This window comes from Mycobacterium sp., from assembly GCF_035653355.1.
GTDB lineage: Bacteria > Actinomycetota > Actinomycetes > Mycobacteriales > Mycobacteriaceae > Mycobacterium.
The window spans coordinates 1-17,977 of record NZ_DASRBZ010000623.1 but is presented as its reverse complement, the minus strand read 5'-3'; the positions used below and the strand labels follow the sequence as shown (position 1 = coordinate 17,977).

The 17,977-nt window shown below is 66.4% G+C and carries 17 protein-coding genes; 12 read left to right on the top strand and 5 right to left on the bottom strand.

The window, feature by feature from the left end:
• A partial coding sequence (locus tag VFA16_RS21545) for a sensor histidine kinase (protein ID WP_324969786.1) occupies positions 1-2,360 on the bottom strand: 2,360 nt, incomplete at its 3' end.
• Between the two features lie 254 nt (positions 2,361-2,614).
• Between VFA16_RS21545 and VFA16_RS21540 the strand changes: the two genes are divergently transcribed.
• The gene (locus VFA16_RS21540; RefSeq protein WP_324969785.1) at positions 2,615-3,079 is read left to right on the top strand and encodes a tRNA (cytidine(34)-2'-O)-methyltransferase; all 465 of its coding nucleotides are present in this window, start codon (positions 2,615-2,617) and stop codon (positions 3,077-3,079) included.
• 70 nt (positions 3,080-3,149) lie between these two features.
• On the top strand, positions 3,150-3,476 hold the full coding sequence (locus VFA16_RS21535; protein WP_324969784.1) for a YciI family protein: 327 nt from the start codon (positions 3,150-3,152) through the stop codon (positions 3,474-3,476).
• On the opposite strand, the gene VFA16_RS21530 is transcribed toward VFA16_RS21535, so the two are convergent.
• On the bottom strand, positions 3,477-4,124 hold the full coding sequence (locus VFA16_RS21530; RefSeq protein ID WP_324969783.1) for a nitroreductase family protein: 648 nt from the start codon (positions 4,122-4,124) through the stop codon (positions 3,477-3,479).
• Between the two features lie 79 nt (positions 4,125-4,203).
• Between VFA16_RS21530 and VFA16_RS21525 the strand changes: the two genes are divergently transcribed.
• Positions 4,204-4,614 (top strand): TIGR03667 family PPOX class F420-dependent oxidoreductase, encoded by a 411-nt coding sequence (locus tag VFA16_RS21525; protein WP_324969782.1) that lies wholly within the window; start codon positions 4,204-4,206, stop codon positions 4,612-4,614.
• Between the two features lie 77 nt (positions 4,615-4,691).
• Here the strand turns inward: VFA16_RS21525 and VFA16_RS21520 are convergent, their stop codons facing one another.
• Positions 4,692-7,979 carry an error-prone DNA polymerase gene (locus tag VFA16_RS21520; RefSeq protein WP_324969781.1) on the bottom strand — a complete coding sequence of 1,096 codons (3,288 nt, stop codon included), beginning with the start codon at positions 7,977-7,979 and terminating at the stop codon, positions 4,692-4,694.
• 78 nt (positions 7,980-8,057) lie between these two features.
• Here VFA16_RS21520 and VFA16_RS21515 point away from each other — a divergent pair, with 78 nt between their 5' ends.
• From VFA16_RS21515 to VFA16_RS21495, 5 genes are all read left to right on the top strand, one after another.
• Positions 8,058-8,510: a VOC family protein gene (locus tag VFA16_RS21515; protein ID WP_324969780.1), complete on the top strand. Its 453-nt coding sequence runs from the start codon at positions 8,058-8,060 to the stop codon at positions 8,508-8,510.
• A 36-nt stretch (positions 8,511-8,546) separates the two neighbouring features.
• Positions 8,547-9,494, top strand: a complete 948-nt coding sequence (locus VFA16_RS21510; protein ID WP_324969779.1) for a dipeptidase — start codon at positions 8,547-8,549, stop codon at positions 9,492-9,494.
• Between the two features lie 15 nt (positions 9,495-9,509).
• Positions 9,510-9,641, top strand: a complete 132-nt coding sequence (locus VFA16_RS21505; RefSeq protein WP_324969778.1) for a hypothetical protein — start codon at positions 9,510-9,512, stop codon at positions 9,639-9,641.
• Between the two features lie 113 nt (positions 9,642-9,754).
• On the top strand, positions 9,755-10,936 hold the full coding sequence (otsB, locus tag VFA16_RS21500; RefSeq protein ID WP_324969777.1) for a trehalose-phosphatase: 1,182 nt from the start codon (positions 9,755-9,757) through the stop codon (positions 10,934-10,936).
• Positions 10,933-12,174 (top strand): serine hydrolase domain-containing protein, encoded by a 1,242-nt coding sequence (locus tag VFA16_RS21495; RefSeq protein WP_324969776.1) that lies wholly within the window; start codon positions 10,933-10,935, stop codon positions 12,172-12,174. The genes otsB and VFA16_RS21495 overlap by 4 nt, the downstream gene beginning before the upstream one ends.
• Here VFA16_RS21495 and VFA16_RS21490 read toward each other — a convergent pair whose 3' ends face one another.
• Positions 12,175-12,432: a hypothetical protein gene (locus tag VFA16_RS21490; protein ID WP_324969775.1), complete on the bottom strand. Its 258-nt coding sequence runs from the start codon at positions 12,430-12,432 to the stop codon at positions 12,175-12,177.
• A gap of 53 nt (positions 12,433-12,485) precedes the next feature.
• A complete protein-coding gene (locus VFA16_RS21485; RefSeq protein WP_324969774.1) occupies positions 12,486-13,358 on the bottom strand; it encodes a MaoC family dehydratase in 873 nt (290 codons plus the stop codon).
• Positions 13,359-13,496: 138 nt separating this feature from the next.
• Between VFA16_RS21485 and VFA16_RS21480 the strand changes: the two genes are divergently transcribed.
• From VFA16_RS21480 to VFA16_RS21465, 4 genes are all read left to right on the top strand, one after another.
• A complete protein-coding gene (locus VFA16_RS21480; RefSeq protein WP_324969773.1) occupies positions 13,497-14,204 on the top strand; it encodes a histidine phosphatase family protein in 708 nt (235 codons plus the stop codon).
• A gap of 68 nt (positions 14,205-14,272) precedes the next feature.
• Positions 14,273-16,309: an SDR family oxidoreductase gene (locus VFA16_RS21475; protein WP_324969772.1), complete on the top strand. Its 2,037-nt coding sequence runs from the start codon at positions 14,273-14,275 to the stop codon at positions 16,307-16,309.
• Positions 16,310-16,412: 103 nt separating this feature from the next.
• Positions 16,413-17,063: a 2OG-Fe dioxygenase family protein gene (locus VFA16_RS21470; protein ID WP_324969787.1), complete on the top strand. Its 651-nt coding sequence runs from the start codon at positions 16,413-16,415 to the stop codon at positions 17,061-17,063.
• 25 nt (positions 17,064-17,088) lie between these two features.
• The coding region (locus tag VFA16_RS21465) for a nucleoside hydrolase (protein ID WP_324969771.1) at positions 17,089-17,977 on the top strand (889 nt) is incomplete at its 3' end.

The following is a 17,977-nucleotide window of genomic DNA, read 5'->3' as shown; positions in this document are numbered from 1 at the left end:
CACCAAGAATCGGCATCCTCGGGAGCCCGACGCAGTTCCTCGGCCGAGGGCCGCGCAACCTCACCAGCGGCCCGGGAGCGTGAGAAGTACGCCGAGGTGTCCGAAGCTGCTTCCGAGGCACCCTGTTTCGGCGCCTCCTCGGCGCCGGTCTGCCACCACGGCTCGGGCCGCTCACGCTGCGGTAGCCGCTCGGGCTCTGGACGGGCTGTGGCAGGCGGGGCGGGAACGCCCGTGATGCCGCTTGAGCCGGGCTTGCGGCGCGGCAGCAGCGTGCTCGGCGACTCGCCCGCGTACGACCCGTTGCGGTCGGACGGCTCGGCGTGCGCCGCCGGCCGTTCCGCATCGCGAGCACGGTGAACAGCCCGCGCGGGCCGCGGCTCGCCGGCGGCTGGCGTCCGCGAAAACGCCACGCCCGTCCTGCCCCTGGGCGGGGCGCCACGCTCGCCGGCGAGCACGTTAGGCGGTAGGTAGACTTCGGCCGTCGTACCGGAACCGTCGTCGGTCGCCGGGCCGCGCAGCCGAACCCGCATACCGTGCCGGTCAGCGAGCCGGCCCACCACGAAAAGACCCATGTGGCGGGCGTTGTCGGGGGTGACGTCACCGCCGGAGCGCAACCGGATGTTGGCGACCCGCCGGTCGCCGTCGGTCATGCCCAGCCCGGAGTCCACGATCTGGACCAGAACTCCGGCGTTGCCTTGCCGCACCGCAGAAACACGCACCGGTGACGTCGGCGGGGAGTAGCGCAACGCGTTGTCGATTAACTCGGCGAGCAGGTGGACGATGTCACCTGCGGCGGCACCGATGATTGTGCAGTCAGGCACCCTCGCCGTCTCCACCCGGCGGTAGTCCTCGACTTCAGAGATGGCGGCGTCGATCACCGTCGACAACGGCAGCGGCCTGCGCTGTTCACGCGTGATCGGGGCGCCGGCCAGCACCAGCAGGTTGGCGCCGTTGCGGCGCATGCGCGCGGCCAGGTGGTCGAGCCGGAACAGGCTGTCGAGCCGGTCGGGGTCTTCTTCGTTGCGCTCGAGCCGGTCGATGAGCGACAGCTGCTGGTCGACCAGCGAGCGGTTGCGCCGGGACATGGTTTCGAACATGTCATTGACCAGCAGCCGCAGTCGGGCCTCGTCGCCGGCCAGCAGCAGCGCCTGGGTGTGCAGCTCGTCCACTGCGTGCGCGACTTGTCCGATCTCCTCGGTCGTGTACACCGGTAGCGGCTCCGGGGCGCGTTCGTCGCCGGCCCGCACTCGAGCGATCTCGCTTTCGAGGTCTTCGTGTGCAACCTTCAACGCGCTGTCGCGCAGCACCCGCAGCGGCTGAACCAATGACCGCGCCACTAGCCACACGACCACCAGCGCTGCCACGATCGCGGCCAGCACCAGCACGGTGTCGCGGATCGCGGCGTCGCGACGATTGTTGGCGCGCTCCTCCAGCGACTTCGTCACCGATGCGGTGGTGTCCTTGATCAGCTGCGCGGCGATCGTGTCGGTGGTCTGGATGGAGCGCAGCAAGTCGGGGTTATTGACAAGCGGAATGGCCGGATTCGACATCAGTGCCATCCGGCGCACCATCTGCTGCTGCAGCGTTTTGGCCTCGGGTGAGCCAACGCCGAGCACCTCCGCCATCCCGAACAGCGTCGACGGTTCCGTACCGGCCAACGTGATCATCGATGTGCGCAGCTCCGGTTCCGGGAGGTCGGCGCCGCGAGTGATCAGCAGCCGCTGCATCATCATCTGGCCGCGGGCCCCGATCGCGCGGCTCAGGCCCTGTGCTGCGGCCCGGATCTTCTCGTTGTCCACGCGCACCGATCCGTCGACCGCGTTCTCAGCGGTCAACAGAATGGGCGCATACATGGTCACCCGGTCCCGCAGGCCGATGCTGTTCGACGCGATCCGGTCCAGCAGTGCCTGCCCGCCCTTCAACAGGGAGTCGACTCCGGTCCGCACGTCGGGGACCACGTCGGTGTCTGCCAGCCGCGCCTGCAGCTCGTATTTGCGGGCGTCGTAGTTCTTCTTCGCTCCCTCGACGTCAGAGCCGGTGGACATGGCGATCACCGCGACGTCGAGCGCCGACATGTACTTGGTGATCGCGGGAACGACTTCGGCGCGGTCGGCGGCCAACCGCAGGTTGTGGGCGTCGGTCGTCGCCGCATAGATGCGCAGCCCGCCGAAACCCATCGCCAGCACCAACGGCACCAGCGCGATCGCGAAGACTTTCCACCGGACGGGCCAGTTGCGCATCGACCACCTCGGCGGGCGTTTCTCGGGCGTGGGCTCCGCGGTGGAGGTATCGGGGTTGTCGTCTAGACCGTCTTTGGCTGCCGGCGAAACCACCCGTTTCGGGTGGGCAAACATCGTCATCGGACCGCGGTCGTGCTACCGACCGCTCCGCTGACATACAGTGCTCGCGCGTCGTTCATAAGGCTTCCTGCTAATTGCGACGGCCACCCGGGACACACGGGTGGGCGATATACGCATGGCAATTCGACGAGTATGACAGCCTCCGGCCGCGGTTACCACAATTCTTACTGAACAACCAGAGTTCACCGGCCCCGGCTCGGCACCGCAAACGGCGGCCGAGCAAATTTTCATCGGCTGCCTGTCATGATCAACGGATGTTCCGGCTGATGTTCGTCTCGCCGCGCATCGCACCCAATACCGGCAACGCAATCCGCATGGTCGCGGCCACCGGCGCCGAACTGCATCTGGTCGAGCCGCTGGGCTTCGATCTATCCGAGCCCAAGCTGCGTCGCGCCGGGTTGGACTATCACGACCTGGCGTCGGTCCGCGTGCACGCATGCCTGGACGCCGCATGGCAGGCGCTGGCGCCGCAGCGGGTGTTCGCGTTCACCGCGCACGCGACCACGGTGTTCACCGACATCGGCTACCAGCCCGGCGACGTGATGATGTTCGGGCCGGAACCCACCGGGCTGGATGCGGCGACGCTGGCCGACGCTCATATCACCGAGCTGGTGCGGATCCCCATGCTGGCCGGCCGGCGGTCATTGAACCTGTCCAACGCGGCCGCGGTCGCCGTGTACGAGGCGTGGCGCCAGCACGGATTTGCCGGAGCGGTGTAGCGGCGATTACTGCCCACCCCCGCGCAAGTCAGTACTGGTGCAGGATGCAAGCACTTCCGGGGAGGTTTCTATGGCTACGTTCATCACGATCGGTTACGGGAACGAAGTCGGGTATAACCGCGTGAGCGACGAATGCAAGCGGGCCGCGCACGCGCGCGACGACGAACTGCGTGCGGCTGGCGCGCTCATCGGGATTGCCGGCCAGCCGGTTCAGGTGCGCAATCCAGACTGCGCCAGCATGCGGATCGAGGCCGGCCCCTACCTGCAGTCAGCGTTACCGATCGCCGGGTTCGCGGTGTTAGAAGCCGAGGATCTGGAAACCGCAATCGAGCGGGTGAGCCAAACCCCGTGCGCGGTCGCGCATGGAGTCGTTGAGGTGTGGCCCCTGACGACCTGACTACCAGGTGTCCCAGTGCGTCACAGCGTCGGCGGGCAGCCGCTTGGCGGGTTTGAACTCGGTGCCCTTGGTGTAGGCGATGGGGAGCAGCGCGCCCTGGCTGTACTTCTCGTAGGGAATCCCGAGCACGTCGGCGGCCTGCTTCTCTCCGTCGCCCAGCAGGTGCAGCGTCGTCCAACAGGAGCCCAGCCCGCGGGAGCGCAATGCCAGGCAAAAGCTCCAAATCGCCGGGAAAAGCGACGCCCAGAACGACGCACTGAGGCCCAGCGGTGCCTGTTCCACCCGGCCTTCCAGGCACGGGATCAACAACACCGGCGCCTCGTGCATGTGCTCGGCGAGATATGTGGCGGAGTCGCGGACGTGCGGCATGCGCTCGCGGCGGGTGTCGCCCTCCGGGTATTCGGGTGCCGGCAGGCTGAGGTAGCCCCTGGCGTTGGCCAAGTAGATGTCGGCGATCGCCTTCTTCTTGTCGGCATCGGTGACGAACACCCACTGCCAGCCCTGCGCGTTGGAGCCGGTGGGCGCCTGCAGCGCCAGTTCAAGGCATTCCATCAGCAGCTCCCGGCTTACCGGCTTCTCGAAGTCGAGGCGTTTGCGTACCGATCGGGTGGTGGTTAGCACTTCGTCGACGGACAGGTTCAAGGTCATGGGCGAAGACTACAGTCGATGGTCCGGCTCTTCTCCCGCCGTTTCACGGCGCCCATCGTCGCCGGACTAAAGTCACGCCATGGCCGTCGAATTGCCGCAAGAAGTTTCCAGCAGACTGCAATCCGATCACTACGGGTGGCTGACCACCGTCGCGAAATCCGGGCAGCCGGTGCCGCGGCTGGTGTGGTTTTACTTCGACGGCACCGACCTGATCGTGTACTCGATGCCGCAGGCCGCCAAGGTCGCCCATATCAAGGCCCGTCCGCAGGTCAGCCTCAATCTGGATTCCGACGGCAACGGTGGCGGGATCATCGTCGTCGGCGGCACCGCTGCTGTGGACGCAACGGACGTCGACTGCCGCGACGACGGGCCGTATTGGGACAAGTACCGTGACGACGCCGAGCAATTCGGCCTGACCGAGGCGATCGCGGCCTACAGCACCAGGCTGAAGATCACCCCGACGCGGGTGTGGACGACGCCGACCGGCTAGACCTCTTTCGCGAGCGTGCGTGTTTGTACGGGACACGCCGAGAACTATTGGCATTCTGCGCACGCTCGCGGCGGGTGTCACCGGAAGTCTCGGGACTTCGATCCCATCTTGAGCGTGAGCTTGGTCAACCGTTCCGCCACGACAGTGACTGCGCCGCTGGCGTTTTGGACCTGACCGCGAACAACCAGTGCGGGTGCCGTCTGCGCCAGTTTGCGGTGCCGCGCCCAGACTCCCGGTGTGCAAAGCACATTGACCATCCCGGTCTCGTCCTCGAGGTTGAGGAACGTCACCCCTTGCGCCGTTCCCGGCCGCTGCCGATGGGTGACCGCCCCGGCGATCAACACCCGGTCACCGTCGGGCACGCTCAACAGCTTCTCGGCGGGCAGCACCCCCAGCGCATCCAGGTCAGCCCGCAGGAACTGGGTCGGATAACTGTCCGGTGAGATACCGGTGGCCCACACGTCGGCGGCGGCCAGCTCCAGCTCGCTCATTCCCGGCAACGCCGGGATGTGTGACGACGACCCGACACCGGGCAAGCGGTCCGGCCGCTGCGTGGCCGCGGCCCCGGCCGCCCACAGCGCCTCCCGTCTCGACATTTCGAAGCAGCCCAGCGCCCCGGCGGTGGCCAGCGCTTCGGTCTGCGGCACCGAAAGCTGCACCCGTGATGTCAGATCCAGAAGAGAACTAAACGGGCCGTTGGCTTTTCGCTCCTCGACCATCCTTTCGGCCAAATCTTCTCCGATATGACGCACACCGGACAACCCGAGCCGGACCTCGGTGCCCGCATTCTCAAGCGTGGCGTGGGCCAAGCTGGCGTTGACGTCGGGTCCATGCACCGTCACTCCGTGCCGGCGGGCGTCGGCCACCAATGACTGCGGTGAGTAGAAACCCATCGGCTGCGCGCGCAGCAGCGCCGCGCAGAACGCCGCCGGGTGGTGCAGCTTGAACCACGACGAGTAGAACACCAGCGACGCGAAGCTCAGCGCGTGGCTTTCCGGGAAACCGAAATTGGCGAAGGCCTCCAGCTTTTCGTACACCCGCTCGATCACCTCGTCGGGCGCGCCATGCAGCGCCCGCATGCCGTCGTAGAACCGGCCACGCAGCCGTCGCATCCGTTCCGCCGAACGCTTGGAGCCCATGGCGCGGCGCAGCTGGTCGGCCTCGGCAGCGGAAAACCCGGCACAGTCGACCGCCAGCTGCATCAACTGCTCCTGAAAAAGTGGCACTCCCAACGTCTTTCGCAGCGCGGACTCCATCGACGGGTGGTCGTAGACTACCCGGTCGACGCCGTTGCGCCGCCGGATGTACGGGTGCACCGAGCCGCCCTGGATGGGCCCGGGACGGATCAGCGCGACCTCCACCACCAGGTCGTAGAACTCGCGCGGCCGCAGGCGCGGCAGGGTGGCCATCTGCGCCCGCGACTCCACCTGGAACACCCCGACGGAGTCTGCGCGCGCCAGCATCTCGTAGACCGCGGGTTCGGAGAGGTCGAGCTTGGCCAGGTCCACGTCGATGCCTTTGTGCTCGGCCACCAGGTCGATGGCGTAGTGCAGCGCCGAGAGCATGCCCAGCCCGAGCAGGTCAAATTTCACCAAACCGATTGCGGCGCAGTCGTCTTTGTCCCACTGCAACACGCTGCGGTTTTCCATGCGCGCCCATTCCACCGGGCACACGTCGGCGATCGGACGGTCACAGATCACCATGCCGCCGGAGTGGATGCCCATGTGCCGCGGCAAATTCTGGATCTGGGTGGCCAGCTCGATCACCTGCTCGGGGATGTCTTCGATGTCGGGGGAATCGGCCAGCCCGTTCCAGTGGCTGATCTGCTTGCTCCACGCGTCCTGCTGGCCCTGCGAGAAGCCCAGCGCACGGGCCATGTCGCGCACCGCGATCCGACCTCGGTAAGTGATGACGTTGGCGACCTGCGCGGCGTAGTCCCGGCCGTATTTGTCGTAGACGTACTGGATGACCTTTTCGCGCTCGTCGGATTCGATATCGATGTCGATGTCGGGCGGCCCGTCGCGGGCGGGCGACAAGAAACGCTCGAACAACAACTCGTTGGCCACCGGGTCGACCGCAGTGACGCCGAGGGCATAGCAGACCGCGGAGTTGGCCGCCGATCCCCTGCCCTGGCACAAGATATTGTTCTCCCGGCAGAACCGGGTGATGTCGTAGACCACCAGGAAGTACCCCGGAAACTTCAGTTGAGCAATGACATTCAGCTCGTGCTCGATCTGCGCGTAGGCCTGACGTGCTTTTTCCGGCGGCCCGTAGCGGTCGCGGGCACCGGTGAACGTCAGCTCGCGCAGCCAGCTGTCTTCGGTATGCCCGGCCGGAACGTCGAACGGCGGCAGCTGCGGAGCGATCAGCTGCAGCCCGAAAGCGCACTGCTCGCCGAGTTCCGCCGCGGCGGTCACCGCCTCGGGGCACCACGCGAACAGCCGCGCCATCTCCTCCCCGGAGCGCAGGTGCGAGCCGCCTAGCGGAGCCAGCCAACCGGCCGCCTCGTCCAGGGACTGCCGAGCCCGGATCGCGCCCATGGCCATCGCCAGCCGAGCACGCGACGGCGCGGCGAAATGCGCGCCGGCGGTGGCGACCACGCCGACACCGAAGCGCGTGGCGAGCGCCGCCAATGCGGCGTTGCGTTCGTCGTCGACGGGCTGGCCATGGTGGGTCAGCTCGATGCTGACCCGGTTGGAACCGAACCGGTCCACCAAGTCGGCCAGCGCCTTAGCTGCTGCTCCCGGCCCGCCGTCGGAAAGAGCCTGGCGGACATGGCCTTTGCGGCAACCGGTCAAGATGTGCCAATGGCCGCCCGCCGCCTCGGTCAGCGCGTCGAAGTCGAAGCGCGGCTTGCCTTTCTCGCCGCCGGCCAGATGCGCCGCGGCTAGCTGCCGTGACAACCGTCGATAGCCTTCCGGGCCGCGGGCCAGCACCAGCAAGTGCGGGCCCGGCGGATCCGGCTCGTCGGTGCGGGCACCGGAGCCCAATGACAGTTCGGCGCCGAACACGGTAGCCACGTCCAGTTCTGCGGCTGCTTCGGCGAACCGCACCGCTCCGTAGAGGCCGTTGTGATCGGTCAGCGCGATGGCGCGCAGATCCAGCCGCGCAGCCTCTTCGACCAGCTCCTCCGGAGTGCTGGCCCCGTCAAGGAAGCTGAACGCCGAATGCGCGTGCAACTCGGCATACGCAACCGACGAGCGGATGGTCCGCTCATCACTCGGCGGCTCGTATGCTCCGCGCTTGCGGGACCATGGGCCGTCATCCACCGGCTCGGACGCCAGCGGCATGCCGGAGCGACGGGGTTTACCGGCCAGCACCCGCTCCATCTCCGCCCAGCTCAGCGGACCGTTGCTCCAGCCCACCCCGCCAGTATATCGAACTAATGTTCGAGTTCTACCCGACTCGGCCGCCGCTGTCGGTGCTGTTCATAGGCTCGCTCTATGAAGCAGCAGCTGCATTTCCTCACGATCGCGACCGCTGACCTGGACGCGACCCGCAGTTTCTACCGCGCCCTGGGTTGGCGCCCGCTAATGGACGTCGAAAGCGAGATCATCTTTTACCAAAGCGCCCCAGGGCAGCTGCTGGGATTCTTCCTGGCCGAGAAGTTCAACAAGGATCTCGCGTTACCCGGTGATCACTCACAAATCTCCGGAATCACCTTGGCGCACAACGTTGCCAGCCAAAACGACGTAATCGCTCTCGTCAACACCATGACTGCCGCGGGCGCCACCGTCGTCAAGCCACCACAACCGGGACAATTCGGCGGCGTCTTCCATGCCCACATCCGGGATCCCAACGGAGTTATCTGGGAAATCGCCCACAATCCGGGCTGGCGGGTGGACCCCGACGGCATCGTCCACCTCGGCGATCCGCAACACCTGTCAGAAACCTGAGACCGACGGCCTGACCGGCATGCAACATGGTTGTCCATGTTGGCTCTGCTTTGGGATCAGCACACCTGCCTGCCGCTGCGGCCAGACGCGGACATCTCGGAGCTGACCCGCTATCGCCGGCCCGGTGGGGCGTTCATTTCGGTCAACGTCGGCTATGCACCCCAGCGCCTGGCCGACGTGCTGACCCTTCTCGAAAACTTCCGCCGAGGCGTGCAAGCGCATCCGGATCTGGAGCTTGCCGACACCGACGCCGTCGCCGATAGGGACAAGATCACGGTGGCGTTCGACCTCGAGGACTGTGCGCCGCTCGAGGGCGATCTCGCCAACGTCCGTCGGCTGGCAGAACTCGGTGTTCGCACCATGCTGCCGACCTACAACCACGCCAACATCGCCGGCTGCGGTTGCCTCGACGCACACGACACCGGGCTCACGGCGTGGGGACGCGCGCTGATCGCCGAAATGAACGCCGTCGGGATGGTGCCCGACGGTTCACACTGCAGCATCCGCACCGGCCTCGACATCTGCGGGACGACCACTCGTCCAGCTGTCTACAGCCACTCCTGCATGCGCACGATCTGGGACCATCCGCGCAACATCACCGACGACCAGGCGAAGGCCTGCGCATCCACCGGCGGCGTCATCGGCATTACCGGCGTGGGCATCTTTCTCGGCCCGAACACCCCAACGCTGGAGGCGATGACACGTCACATCGAGTACGCCGTCGAACTCGTCGGCATCGACCATGTGGGGATCAGTACCGACTTTTCTTTTGACCACGGCGATTGGTATGACGAAATCGCCGCGAACTCTAGCCTTTTCGACGAAAGCTATACCCGCTGGGGCCCGATCCAATGGATGCCGCCGGAGACGTTCGTCGGGCTCGGCCACCACCTCAGTGAGCGCGGCTGGAGCGACGCCGACGTCGCCGCGGTATTAAGCGGGAACTTTCGGCGCGTCGCGGAGCAGACGTGGCTTTCGCCCTGAGATGCGAACGGCATTGTGACGCAACCGACCACCGTTGTCTACGACACCGGATCCGACATCGACGAGCTGGCCGACGGCATCGCCTGCGTGGTGGCACGTCCAGCAGCGGTGAGCGACGACTCGCTGCTGCTATTCGCCGCCGAGTAGCCCACCTCGGGCCGGCGCTGACACCCGGTTCCTGCTCCCCCGCTGCGACCGTGACACCGGCCTGACTAGCGTGGCGAGCGGGCAGTCGAGCGATCACCGAGGAAGGCTGGTCAATGTCGGTCACCATCGACCCGCGTCGCTACGACGCGGTGCTGTTCGACCTGGGCGACGTGACGGCCGACACCGCGCTGACACTGCGAGACCAACTGCGCGAGGCGGGCGTCCGCACAGGCGACGTGGCCGGACGACCGGAAGCCGCAAGGTTCGTCGATGCAGCCAACCGGCTGCAAGCGCGGCCCGGCCGGTGCGCGGTCGTCACAGCCAGCGCCGCGGCGGTAGCAGCCGCGCGGACCGGCGGGTTCGCGCTGGTAATCGGGGTCAATACCGCGGGGAATGGCGAGGAACTGCGCCGCCACGGCGCGGACGCGGTGGTCGCCGAACTGGGCGAGGTCAATGTGCGCACCGGCGATCGGCGGATGTCGGAGCTTCCCGACGCGCTGCAGGCCCTGGACGCTGTCGCGGCCCGGCCTCCCGCGGTGTTCTTCGACTTCGACGGCACCCTCTCAGACATCGTCGACGACCCCGATGCCGCGCAGCTGAGCGCTGGTGCGGCCGAGGCGCTGATGTCGTTGACCGCGCAGTGTCCGGTGGCGGTGCTGTCGGGCCGGGACCTCGCCGACGTGCGGCAGCGGATCGGCCTGCCGGGAATCTGGTATGCGGGCAGCCACGGTTTCGAGATGACCGGCCCCGACGAGGCACATCATCACAACGAAGATGCGGCCGCGGCGATCCCGGTACTTGAGCGTGCGGCCGCCGACCTTCGCGAACAGCTCGGTCAGATCGCCGGTGTTGTGGTGGAACACAAGCGCTTCGGTGTTGCCGTGCACTACCGAAACGCGGCCAGCGACCGTGTCGGTGAAGTGCTGGCCGCGGTGCGTGCCGCAGGGCAGCGCAGCACACTTCGGGTGACGACCGGACGTGAGGTGATCGAGCTGCGGCCAAACGTGGACTGGGACAAGGGAAAGACGCTGCGCTGGGTGCTCGATCACGTCAGCGATGCCGAGTCAACTCCGTTGATGCCGGTCTACCTGGGCGACGACATCACCGACGAGGACGCATTCGACGCGGTGCACGACGATGGAGTCGCAATCGTGGTGCGCCACACCGAGGACGGTGACCGTGCCACCGCCGCGCAGTACGCACTGGAGAGTCCGCAGCGGGTCGTGGTGTTCACCGAGCGGCTGGCACGCGAGATCAGCGCGAACGACGAAAGGTTAGGTCACGATCAGCTATGACGGTCTCTCGGCGCCTGGGGTCAGTGGTGTGCATCCTTGCCGTGGTCGCGCTTGCCTGCTCGCCCAAGGGCAATCCGCCTGCCCCCGCGTGGTGGGATGCCTCCGCCGATCCAGCCAAGGCGCAGGCGGTAATGAAGATCGTCCGCGACACGATGTCGCAGGCGCACCTGAAGGCAGCGATCGTCCGGGTCACCGTAGACGGCAAGGAAATCGTCACCCAAGCGCTCGGCGAGTCGATGACCGGTGTGCCGGCCACGCCGAGCATGTTCTTCCGAAACGGCGCAGTGGCAATCTCCTACGTCGCCACTCTGCTGCTCAAACTCGTTGACGAGAAGAAGCTGAGCCTGGACGACACACTGTCCAAGTGGCTTCCCGGCATTCCCAACGCCGATCGGGTGACGTTGCGCCAGCTTGCGCACATGGCCTCCGGCTACCGCGATTACGTGCTGGGAAACGCCGATTTCAACGCGGCCCTGGCCGCCGACCCGTTTCGGCAATGGACGCCCGAAGAATTGCTCGGCTACGCGGTCAACAAGCCTTTGCTCTACGAGCCGGGGACCAACTGGAACTACGCCCACACCAACTACGTGCTGCTGGGCTTGGCGCTGGAAAAAGCCACCGGCCAGGAGCTGCCGAAGCTGTTGCACGACAAGGTGCTTGGTCCGCTCGCCTTGATCAACACCGCCAACTCTTATACCCCGGACATCCCGGTCCCCACCTTGCACACGTTCACCTCTGAACGTCGCAAAGCGCTGGCGATACCTTCCGGCACATCGTTTTACGAGGAGTCCACCTACTGGAATCCGTCATGGACGATGGCCCGAGGGGCGGTTCAGACCACCAATATCTACGACCTGGAAGCCACCGCGGTCGGGATCGGCTCAGGCAAACTGCTCTCGCCGCAGTCGTATAAGGCGATGGTGTCCACCGACCTGCGCGGGCACACTACGGTGGTGCAGGGTTGCAGCACTTGTCTTGTGCAGGACAACGTCTACACCTACGGGCTGGGAATCGTGATCTCCGGAAATTGGCTGCTGCAAAATCCGATGCTCGCCGGACAGGCCGCGGTCGAGGGCTACCTGCCGTCGCAAAAGATCGCGATCGCCGTCGCAGTCACCTACCGTCCGGACGCGTTCGACAACCAGGGCAACCACCGCAACGAGGCGGAGACGCTGTTCCGCAAGCTCGGCGCCGAGATGGCGCCGAACGACGCACCGCCCGCGCCAGCCGCCAGGTAGTCAGCTCTCTTTGTCTTTGTCCTTGTCTTTGTCCTCGTCTTTGTCGCTGTCTTTTTCGCCGTCTTCGTCCTGGTCTTTGCCTTCGCCTCGATCCTTGGCGGGGACTAACTCAAGAGTGGCCCAGTGGCTCGGGGAGACGAGAACCGTCCACTTTCCTTCCTCACGTCCCATCTTGAGCACACCGGAATCGACTTCCCATTTGGTGTTGTCGTCGTAGTCGGTCTCTTGTCCATCGCTGTAGGTGAGTTTGAACGCCATGATCGGAGCCTGCCATGACGGTCCCTCGCAGGGGTGCGGAGCTGAAAAATTCGTTACTCCGCCAGGTATTCCACCGCGCCGTCGTCGAGCACGACCCGAGCGTCGCTGCCGTTGGCGCCAGAAGCCTCGGTGCGGTATACCGCCTTGCCAGGTTCGGCGCGCCAGATCAAGGTGGTCAGGGTCTCGCCGGGAAATACCGGCGAGGTGAACCGGGCGGAGATTGCGGTGATCTTGGCGGCGTCGCCCTTGCCTAACTCCGCGACCAGGGCTCGGCCAGAGACGCCGTAGGTGCACAGCCCGTGCATGATCGGCCTGGGAAAACCGGCCATCTCCCTGGCGAACCATGGGTCGCTGTGCAGGGGGTTGCGGTCTCCGGAGAGGCGGTAGATCAGCGGCAGGTCCTCTCGGGTGGGCAAGGGAATTCGCGCGTCGGGCTCACGGTCGGGAAATTTCGGCGCGGCCGGGCGCTGCCCCGGCTCTCCCCCGAAGCCGCCGGCTCCGCGGATGACGAGCGTGGTGAGCGTTTCAGCGACCAGTGTCTGCGTATCCGGATCGGTGCCGCGGCCGCGCAGCACGACGATCGCGTTCTTGCCCTCGCCTTTGTCTTGGATGTCGGCCACTTCGGAGACCACGGACAACTTCCCGGCGGGCGGCAGCGGCGCGTGCAGCCGGATGGCCTGTGAGCCGTGCAAGAGCATGGCCCAGTTGAACGTCCCGATCTTCGCCGCGGCACCGAAGGCGGGACAGCAGATCACCGCGTACGTGGGCAGTACCTGCTGGGTGATGCCGTGGCTGTTTTCCGTCGTGAACGACAGGTCATCGGTCCCGGCGCCGACACCCAGCGCGTAGAGCAGGGTGTCGCGGTCGGTCCACTCGAACAGCATCGGCTCCGTCACTGCGCCGATGGCATTCGGGTCGATCGCCATGCGGGTCTCCTCTCGCTTGTGGGCGTTGCCCGTCGCACGCCCCTGATCAAGGCCTCGTTTGGTGTACCACGCCCATTCGGTCACACCAACCGCACCAAACCCACCACATCGCGGCGACCGGCAAGGCAGGCTATCGCCATGCCCAACCGCATCCGTACCGTCATCTGGAAGGCGGCAGCCGTGCTGGCTGCGACCGTGGCCGTCGGCGCCTGCGGTAGTACACCGCAGCCGCGCACCATCACCTTGACCTTCGTCCGCCACGCCCAGTCGCAGAGCAACGCCGACAACGTCATCAACACCGAGGTGCCCGGACCGGGCCTCACCCACGACGGCGAGTCGCAGGCGCAACAGATTGCCCATCAACTCGCCCGCAACGGTTACGACGGCATCTACGCCTCTACCATGGTCCGAACGCAGCAGACCGCTGAACCGCTGGCCGACGCGCTCGGCAAGCACGTCCAGATCCTGCCCGGACTGCGGGAGATTGACGCCGGCTGGTTTGACGGCAAGCCGAAGTCAATGGCCAACTCGACGTACATGCTGGCGCCGAAAGACTGGCTGAAGGGCGATCGCAAAAACGGCATTCCCGGGTCGATCAACGGCAACCGCTTCAACGACGAATTCACCGGGGCTGTGCAGAAGATCTACGACAGCGGCAACAGCAAGCCAATCGCGTTCTCGCACGGCAACGCGATCATGGTGTGGACGCTGATGAACGTGAAAAACGGGCGAGATGACCTGCTCACCGACCATCCGCTGCCGAACATCGGCAAGGTCGTCATCACCGGCAGCCCCACCTCCGGCTGGACACTGGTCGACTGGGACGGCATCCGCAAGTTCCAGTAGGCCAGCCCGGGGGCCGATCGCGTCACACGTTGTTGACGGCTCGTGGGCAAGCGGCCACGATAGCTTCCATGCGCTATGTCGTTACCGGCGGTACCGGGTTTATCGGGCGCCGGGTGGTGGCCCGGCTGCTGGCCGCCCGAGCAGACGCCGAGGTATGGGTGCTGGTGCGGCGCCAGTCGCTGAGCCGCTTCGAACAGCTCGCCGCCGATTGGGGTGAGCGGGCCAAACCGCTCGTCGGCGACCTCACTGCGGCCGACCTCGACTTGACGGGCCCGGCGATCGCCGAGCTGAGCGACGTCGACCATGTGGTGCACTGTGCGGCCATCTACGACATCACCGCCGGCGAGCCCGAGCAGCGGGCCGCCAACGTGGAGGGCACCCGCGCAGTGATCGACCTGGCGCGCCGGCTCGACGCCACCTTGCATCACGTGTCGTCGATCGCGGTGGCCGGCGAGTTCCGCGGCGAGTACACCGAAGCCGATTTCGACGTCGGCCAGCGGCTGCCGACGCCGTATCACCAGACGAAGTTCGAAGCCGAGCAGCTGGTGCGCTCGACCCCTGGCTTGCGCTACCGCGTGTATCGCCCGGCGGTCGTGGTCGGCGATTCACGCACCGGAGAGATGGACAAGATCGACGGCCCGTACTACTTCTTCCCGGTACTGGCCAAGCTTGCTGTGTTGCCCCGGTTCACGCCGATCATGCTGCCGGACACCGGGCGCACCAACGTCGTCCCAGTCGACTACGTGGTCGACGCGCTCGTGGAATTGATGCACGCCGAGGGCCGCAATGGGCGGACATTCCATTTGACCGCGCCGAAAACGATTGGGCTGCGCGGGATTTACCGTGGCGTCGCCGAGGCCGCGGGATTGCCGCCGTTGCGCGGGTCGCTGCCGCGCTCGGTGGCGACGCCGGTGCTCAGGGTGCGTGGCCGCGCCAAGGCGGTGCGCAACATGGCGGCGGCTCAACTGGGTATCCCCGGCGAGGTTCTCGACGTCGTGGACCTCAAACCCACGTTCATCTCCGACGAGACACGAAAGGCTTTGCGCGACAGCGGGATCGAGCCGCCGGAATTCGCTTCCTATGCGCCCAAGCTCTGGCGGTACTGGGCCGAGCATCTCGATCCGGACCGGGCCCGTCATGGCAACCCCGCCGGACCGCTGGTGGGCCGGCACGTGATCATCACCGGTGCGTCCAGCGGTATCGGCCGGGCCGCGGCGATCGCGGTGGCCGCACGAGGTGCGACGGTGTTCGCGCTGGCCCGCAACGCCGAAGCGCTCGACGAGCTGGTCGCCGAAATCCATGCAAGCGGCGGGCAAGCCTACGCCTTCACCTGCGATGTCACCGACTCGTCGTCGGTCGAGCACACCGTCAAGGACATCCTCGGGCGGTTCGACCACGTCGACTACCTGGTCAACAACGCCGGCCGCTCGATCCGCCGCTCGGTGGTCAATTCCACCGACCGGCTGCACGACTACGAGCGGATGATGGCGGTCAACTACTTCGGCGCGGTGCGGATGGTGCTGGCCTTGCTGCCGCATTGGCGGGAGCGCCGGTTCGGCCATGTCGTCAACGTCTCCAGCGGGGGTGTGCAGGCCCGCAGCCCCAAGTACAGCGCCTACCTGCCGACCAAGGCCGCGCTCGACGCGTTCTCGGAGGTGATCGCCGCCGAGACGCTGTCGGATCACATCACGTTCACCAACATCCACATGCCGCTGGTGGCCACGCCGATGATCGCGCCGTCGCGGCGGCTCAACCCGGTGCCGCCGATCAGCGTCGAGCATGCAGCGGCGATGGTGGTGCGCGCGCTGATCGAGAAGCCGGCGCGGATCGACACCCCGCTGGGCACGCTTTCCGAGGCCGGCCACTACTTCACGCCGAAGCTGTCGCGGCGGATCATGCATCAGATCTATCTCGGCTACCCGGATTCCGCTGCGGCGCTTGGGCTGACGGCACCGGAACCCATTGCAACGCAGTCGTCGTCGCGACAATCTTCCCAACGGAGGCCCAAGCGGCCGGTCCGCGCCGTCACCCGCATGCGGGCACTTAGGCCAGTCACAAGGCCGGTCAAACGTGCGGTGCGGTTGGTGCCGGGCCTGCACTGGTAACCCGCCTGGTTTAGCCGGATCAGCTGGCAGGTACACCCGCGACGTGGGTGATGATCCGATAGCAACTGCCACGCGGAAGCTCACTTCGACGGGCGCATACGTGATGTCGCCTGTGGACCTGACGCGAAGCCTGGGCGTAGACGACGACGTATGGAGCCGGTTTTCCGCCCATTGGGAGGACCTGGCACCGGACCGTTACGCGGCCGAATTGGGCCTGCGGCGGCTGCGCCGGTACGGCCGCTACACGTTCAGCGACGGGGTGGCGACGCCAGTGCCCAACGGCGTATTCGTGCAGCCGCAGGACTCCAACCCGCTCTACATCGACCGGGATCGCCACTTCGAGCCGCTGACCGACGCGTTCATGACCGACCCGTTGCTGTCCGGATTGCTGGAATTGCTGGGCCGGTTCGCGACGGCCCTCGACGGCGCGGCTGAATGGGTGGCCAAAGTCCATCCGTTCCGGGTTCTGGCTTCTGCTGACGGCGAAGGCCAGCCGACACCGGAGGGCCTACACCGTGACGGTGTCACGCTGGTCACCTCGCTGCTGGTCAGGCGGCGCAATGCCGTCGGCGGCGAGAGCGCGGTGTTCGACTTCGCCGGTGAACCGCTGCTGACCGCGACGCTCGCCGAGCCCGGGACGCTGCTGCTCGGCGACGACCGTCGCAGCGTGCACGGTGTTTCGCCGATTCGGCCGGTGGACGTGGCCGAACCGGCGCTGCGTGATGTCCTGGTGATCACGTTCGCTCCGGCCTGAGCGGGCTCCCGGTATCGTCGCTGCAGTGAATGCCGCTGGTAAGACGCGGAACTCGAAGTCACCGGTTTTCGCCGACGTGGACACCGGCGTTGATGACGCCCTAGCGCTGGTCTACCTGCTGGCCAGCCCGGATGCCGAGGTGGTGGGCATCGCCTCGACTGGGGGAAACGTTGGCGTAGATCAGGTTTGCGTCAACAACCTCGGCCTGCTCGAACTGTGCGGCGCGGACGACATACCGGTGTCCAAAGGCGCCGAACAACCGCTGAGCTGTCCAATGTGCCCTCCGGGAAAATCGCACGGCCCCAACGGCTTAGGGTATGCCGAGCTGCCGCCGAGCGATCGCCGGCTCACCGACTACGACGCCGCGACGGCCTGGGTCCGGGCCGCGCACGACCATCCGGGAGAGCTGATCGGCGTGGCAACCGGGCCGCTGACCAACCTGGCGTTGGCGTTGCGCGCCGAGCCGGCGCTGCCGACGCTATTGCGCCGGCTGGTGATCATGGGTGGCGCTTACGACTACCGCGGCAACACCAATCCGGTGGCCGAATGGAACATCAAAGTGGATCCCGAGGCCGCGGCCGAGGTCTTCGCCGCCTGGTGTGTTGAGCCGCAGCAGCTTCCGATCCTGTGCGGGTTGGACTTGACCCGACATATCGCACTGACACCCGAGATCTTGGCCAGGCTGGCGGCCGCTGCGGACGCGACGACCACGGCAATGAGCCCAGACGACGAGCGCGGCACCCGCTCGTCGGCATCCAATCCGCTGATCCGGGTGATCGAAGACGCGATGCGGTTCTACTTCGAAGCGCACGTAGACCACGGCCACGGCTATCGGGCCTACCTGCACGATCCGCTGGCCGCCGCGGTCGCGCTGGACCGCGACCTGGTGCAAACGCAGCCAGCCACAGTCGACG

Coding starts and splice junctions, on each gene's coding strand:
- VFA16_RS21540 (WP_324969785.1), top strand. CDS start 2,615: ATGTTCCGGCTGATGTTCGTCTCGCCGCGCATCGCACCCAATACCGGC.
- VFA16_RS21535 (WP_324969784.1), top strand. CDS start 3,150: ATGGCTACGTTCATCACGATCGGTTACGGGAACGAAGTCGGGTATAAC.
- VFA16_RS21530 (WP_324969783.1), bottom strand. CDS start 4,124: ATGACCTTGAACCTGTCCGTCGACGAAGTGCTAACCACCACCCGATCG.
- VFA16_RS21525 (WP_324969782.1), top strand. CDS start 4,204: ATGGCCGTCGAATTGCCGCAAGAAGTTTCCAGCAGACTGCAATCCGAT.
- VFA16_RS21515 (WP_324969780.1), top strand. CDS start 8,058: ATGAAGCAGCAGCTGCATTTCCTCACGATCGCGACCGCTGACCTGGAC.
- VFA16_RS21510 (WP_324969779.1), top strand. CDS start 8,547: ATGTTGGCTCTGCTTTGGGATCAGCACACCTGCCTGCCGCTGCGGCCA.
- otsB (WP_324969777.1), top strand. CDS start 9,755: ATGTCGGTCACCATCGACCCGCGTCGCTACGACGCGGTGCTGTTCGAC.
- VFA16_RS21495 (WP_324969776.1), top strand. CDS start 10,933: ATGACGGTCTCTCGGCGCCTGGGGTCAGTGGTGTGCATCCTTGCCGTG.
- VFA16_RS21490 (WP_324969775.1), bottom strand. CDS start 12,432: ATGGCGTTCAAACTCACCTACAGCGATGGACAAGAGACCGACTACGAC.
- VFA16_RS21485 (WP_324969774.1), bottom strand. CDS start 13,358: ATGGCGATCGACCCGAATGCCATCGGCGCAGTGACGGAGCCGATGCTG.
- VFA16_RS21480 (WP_324969773.1), top strand. CDS start 13,497: ATGCCCAACCGCATCCGTACCGTCATCTGGAAGGCGGCAGCCGTGCTG.
- VFA16_RS21475 (WP_324969772.1), top strand. CDS start 14,273: ATGCGCTATGTCGTTACCGGCGGTACCGGGTTTATCGGGCGCCGGGTG.
- VFA16_RS21470 (WP_324969787.1), top strand. CDS start 16,413: ATGTCGCCTGTGGACCTGACGCGAAGCCTGGGCGTAGACGACGACGTA.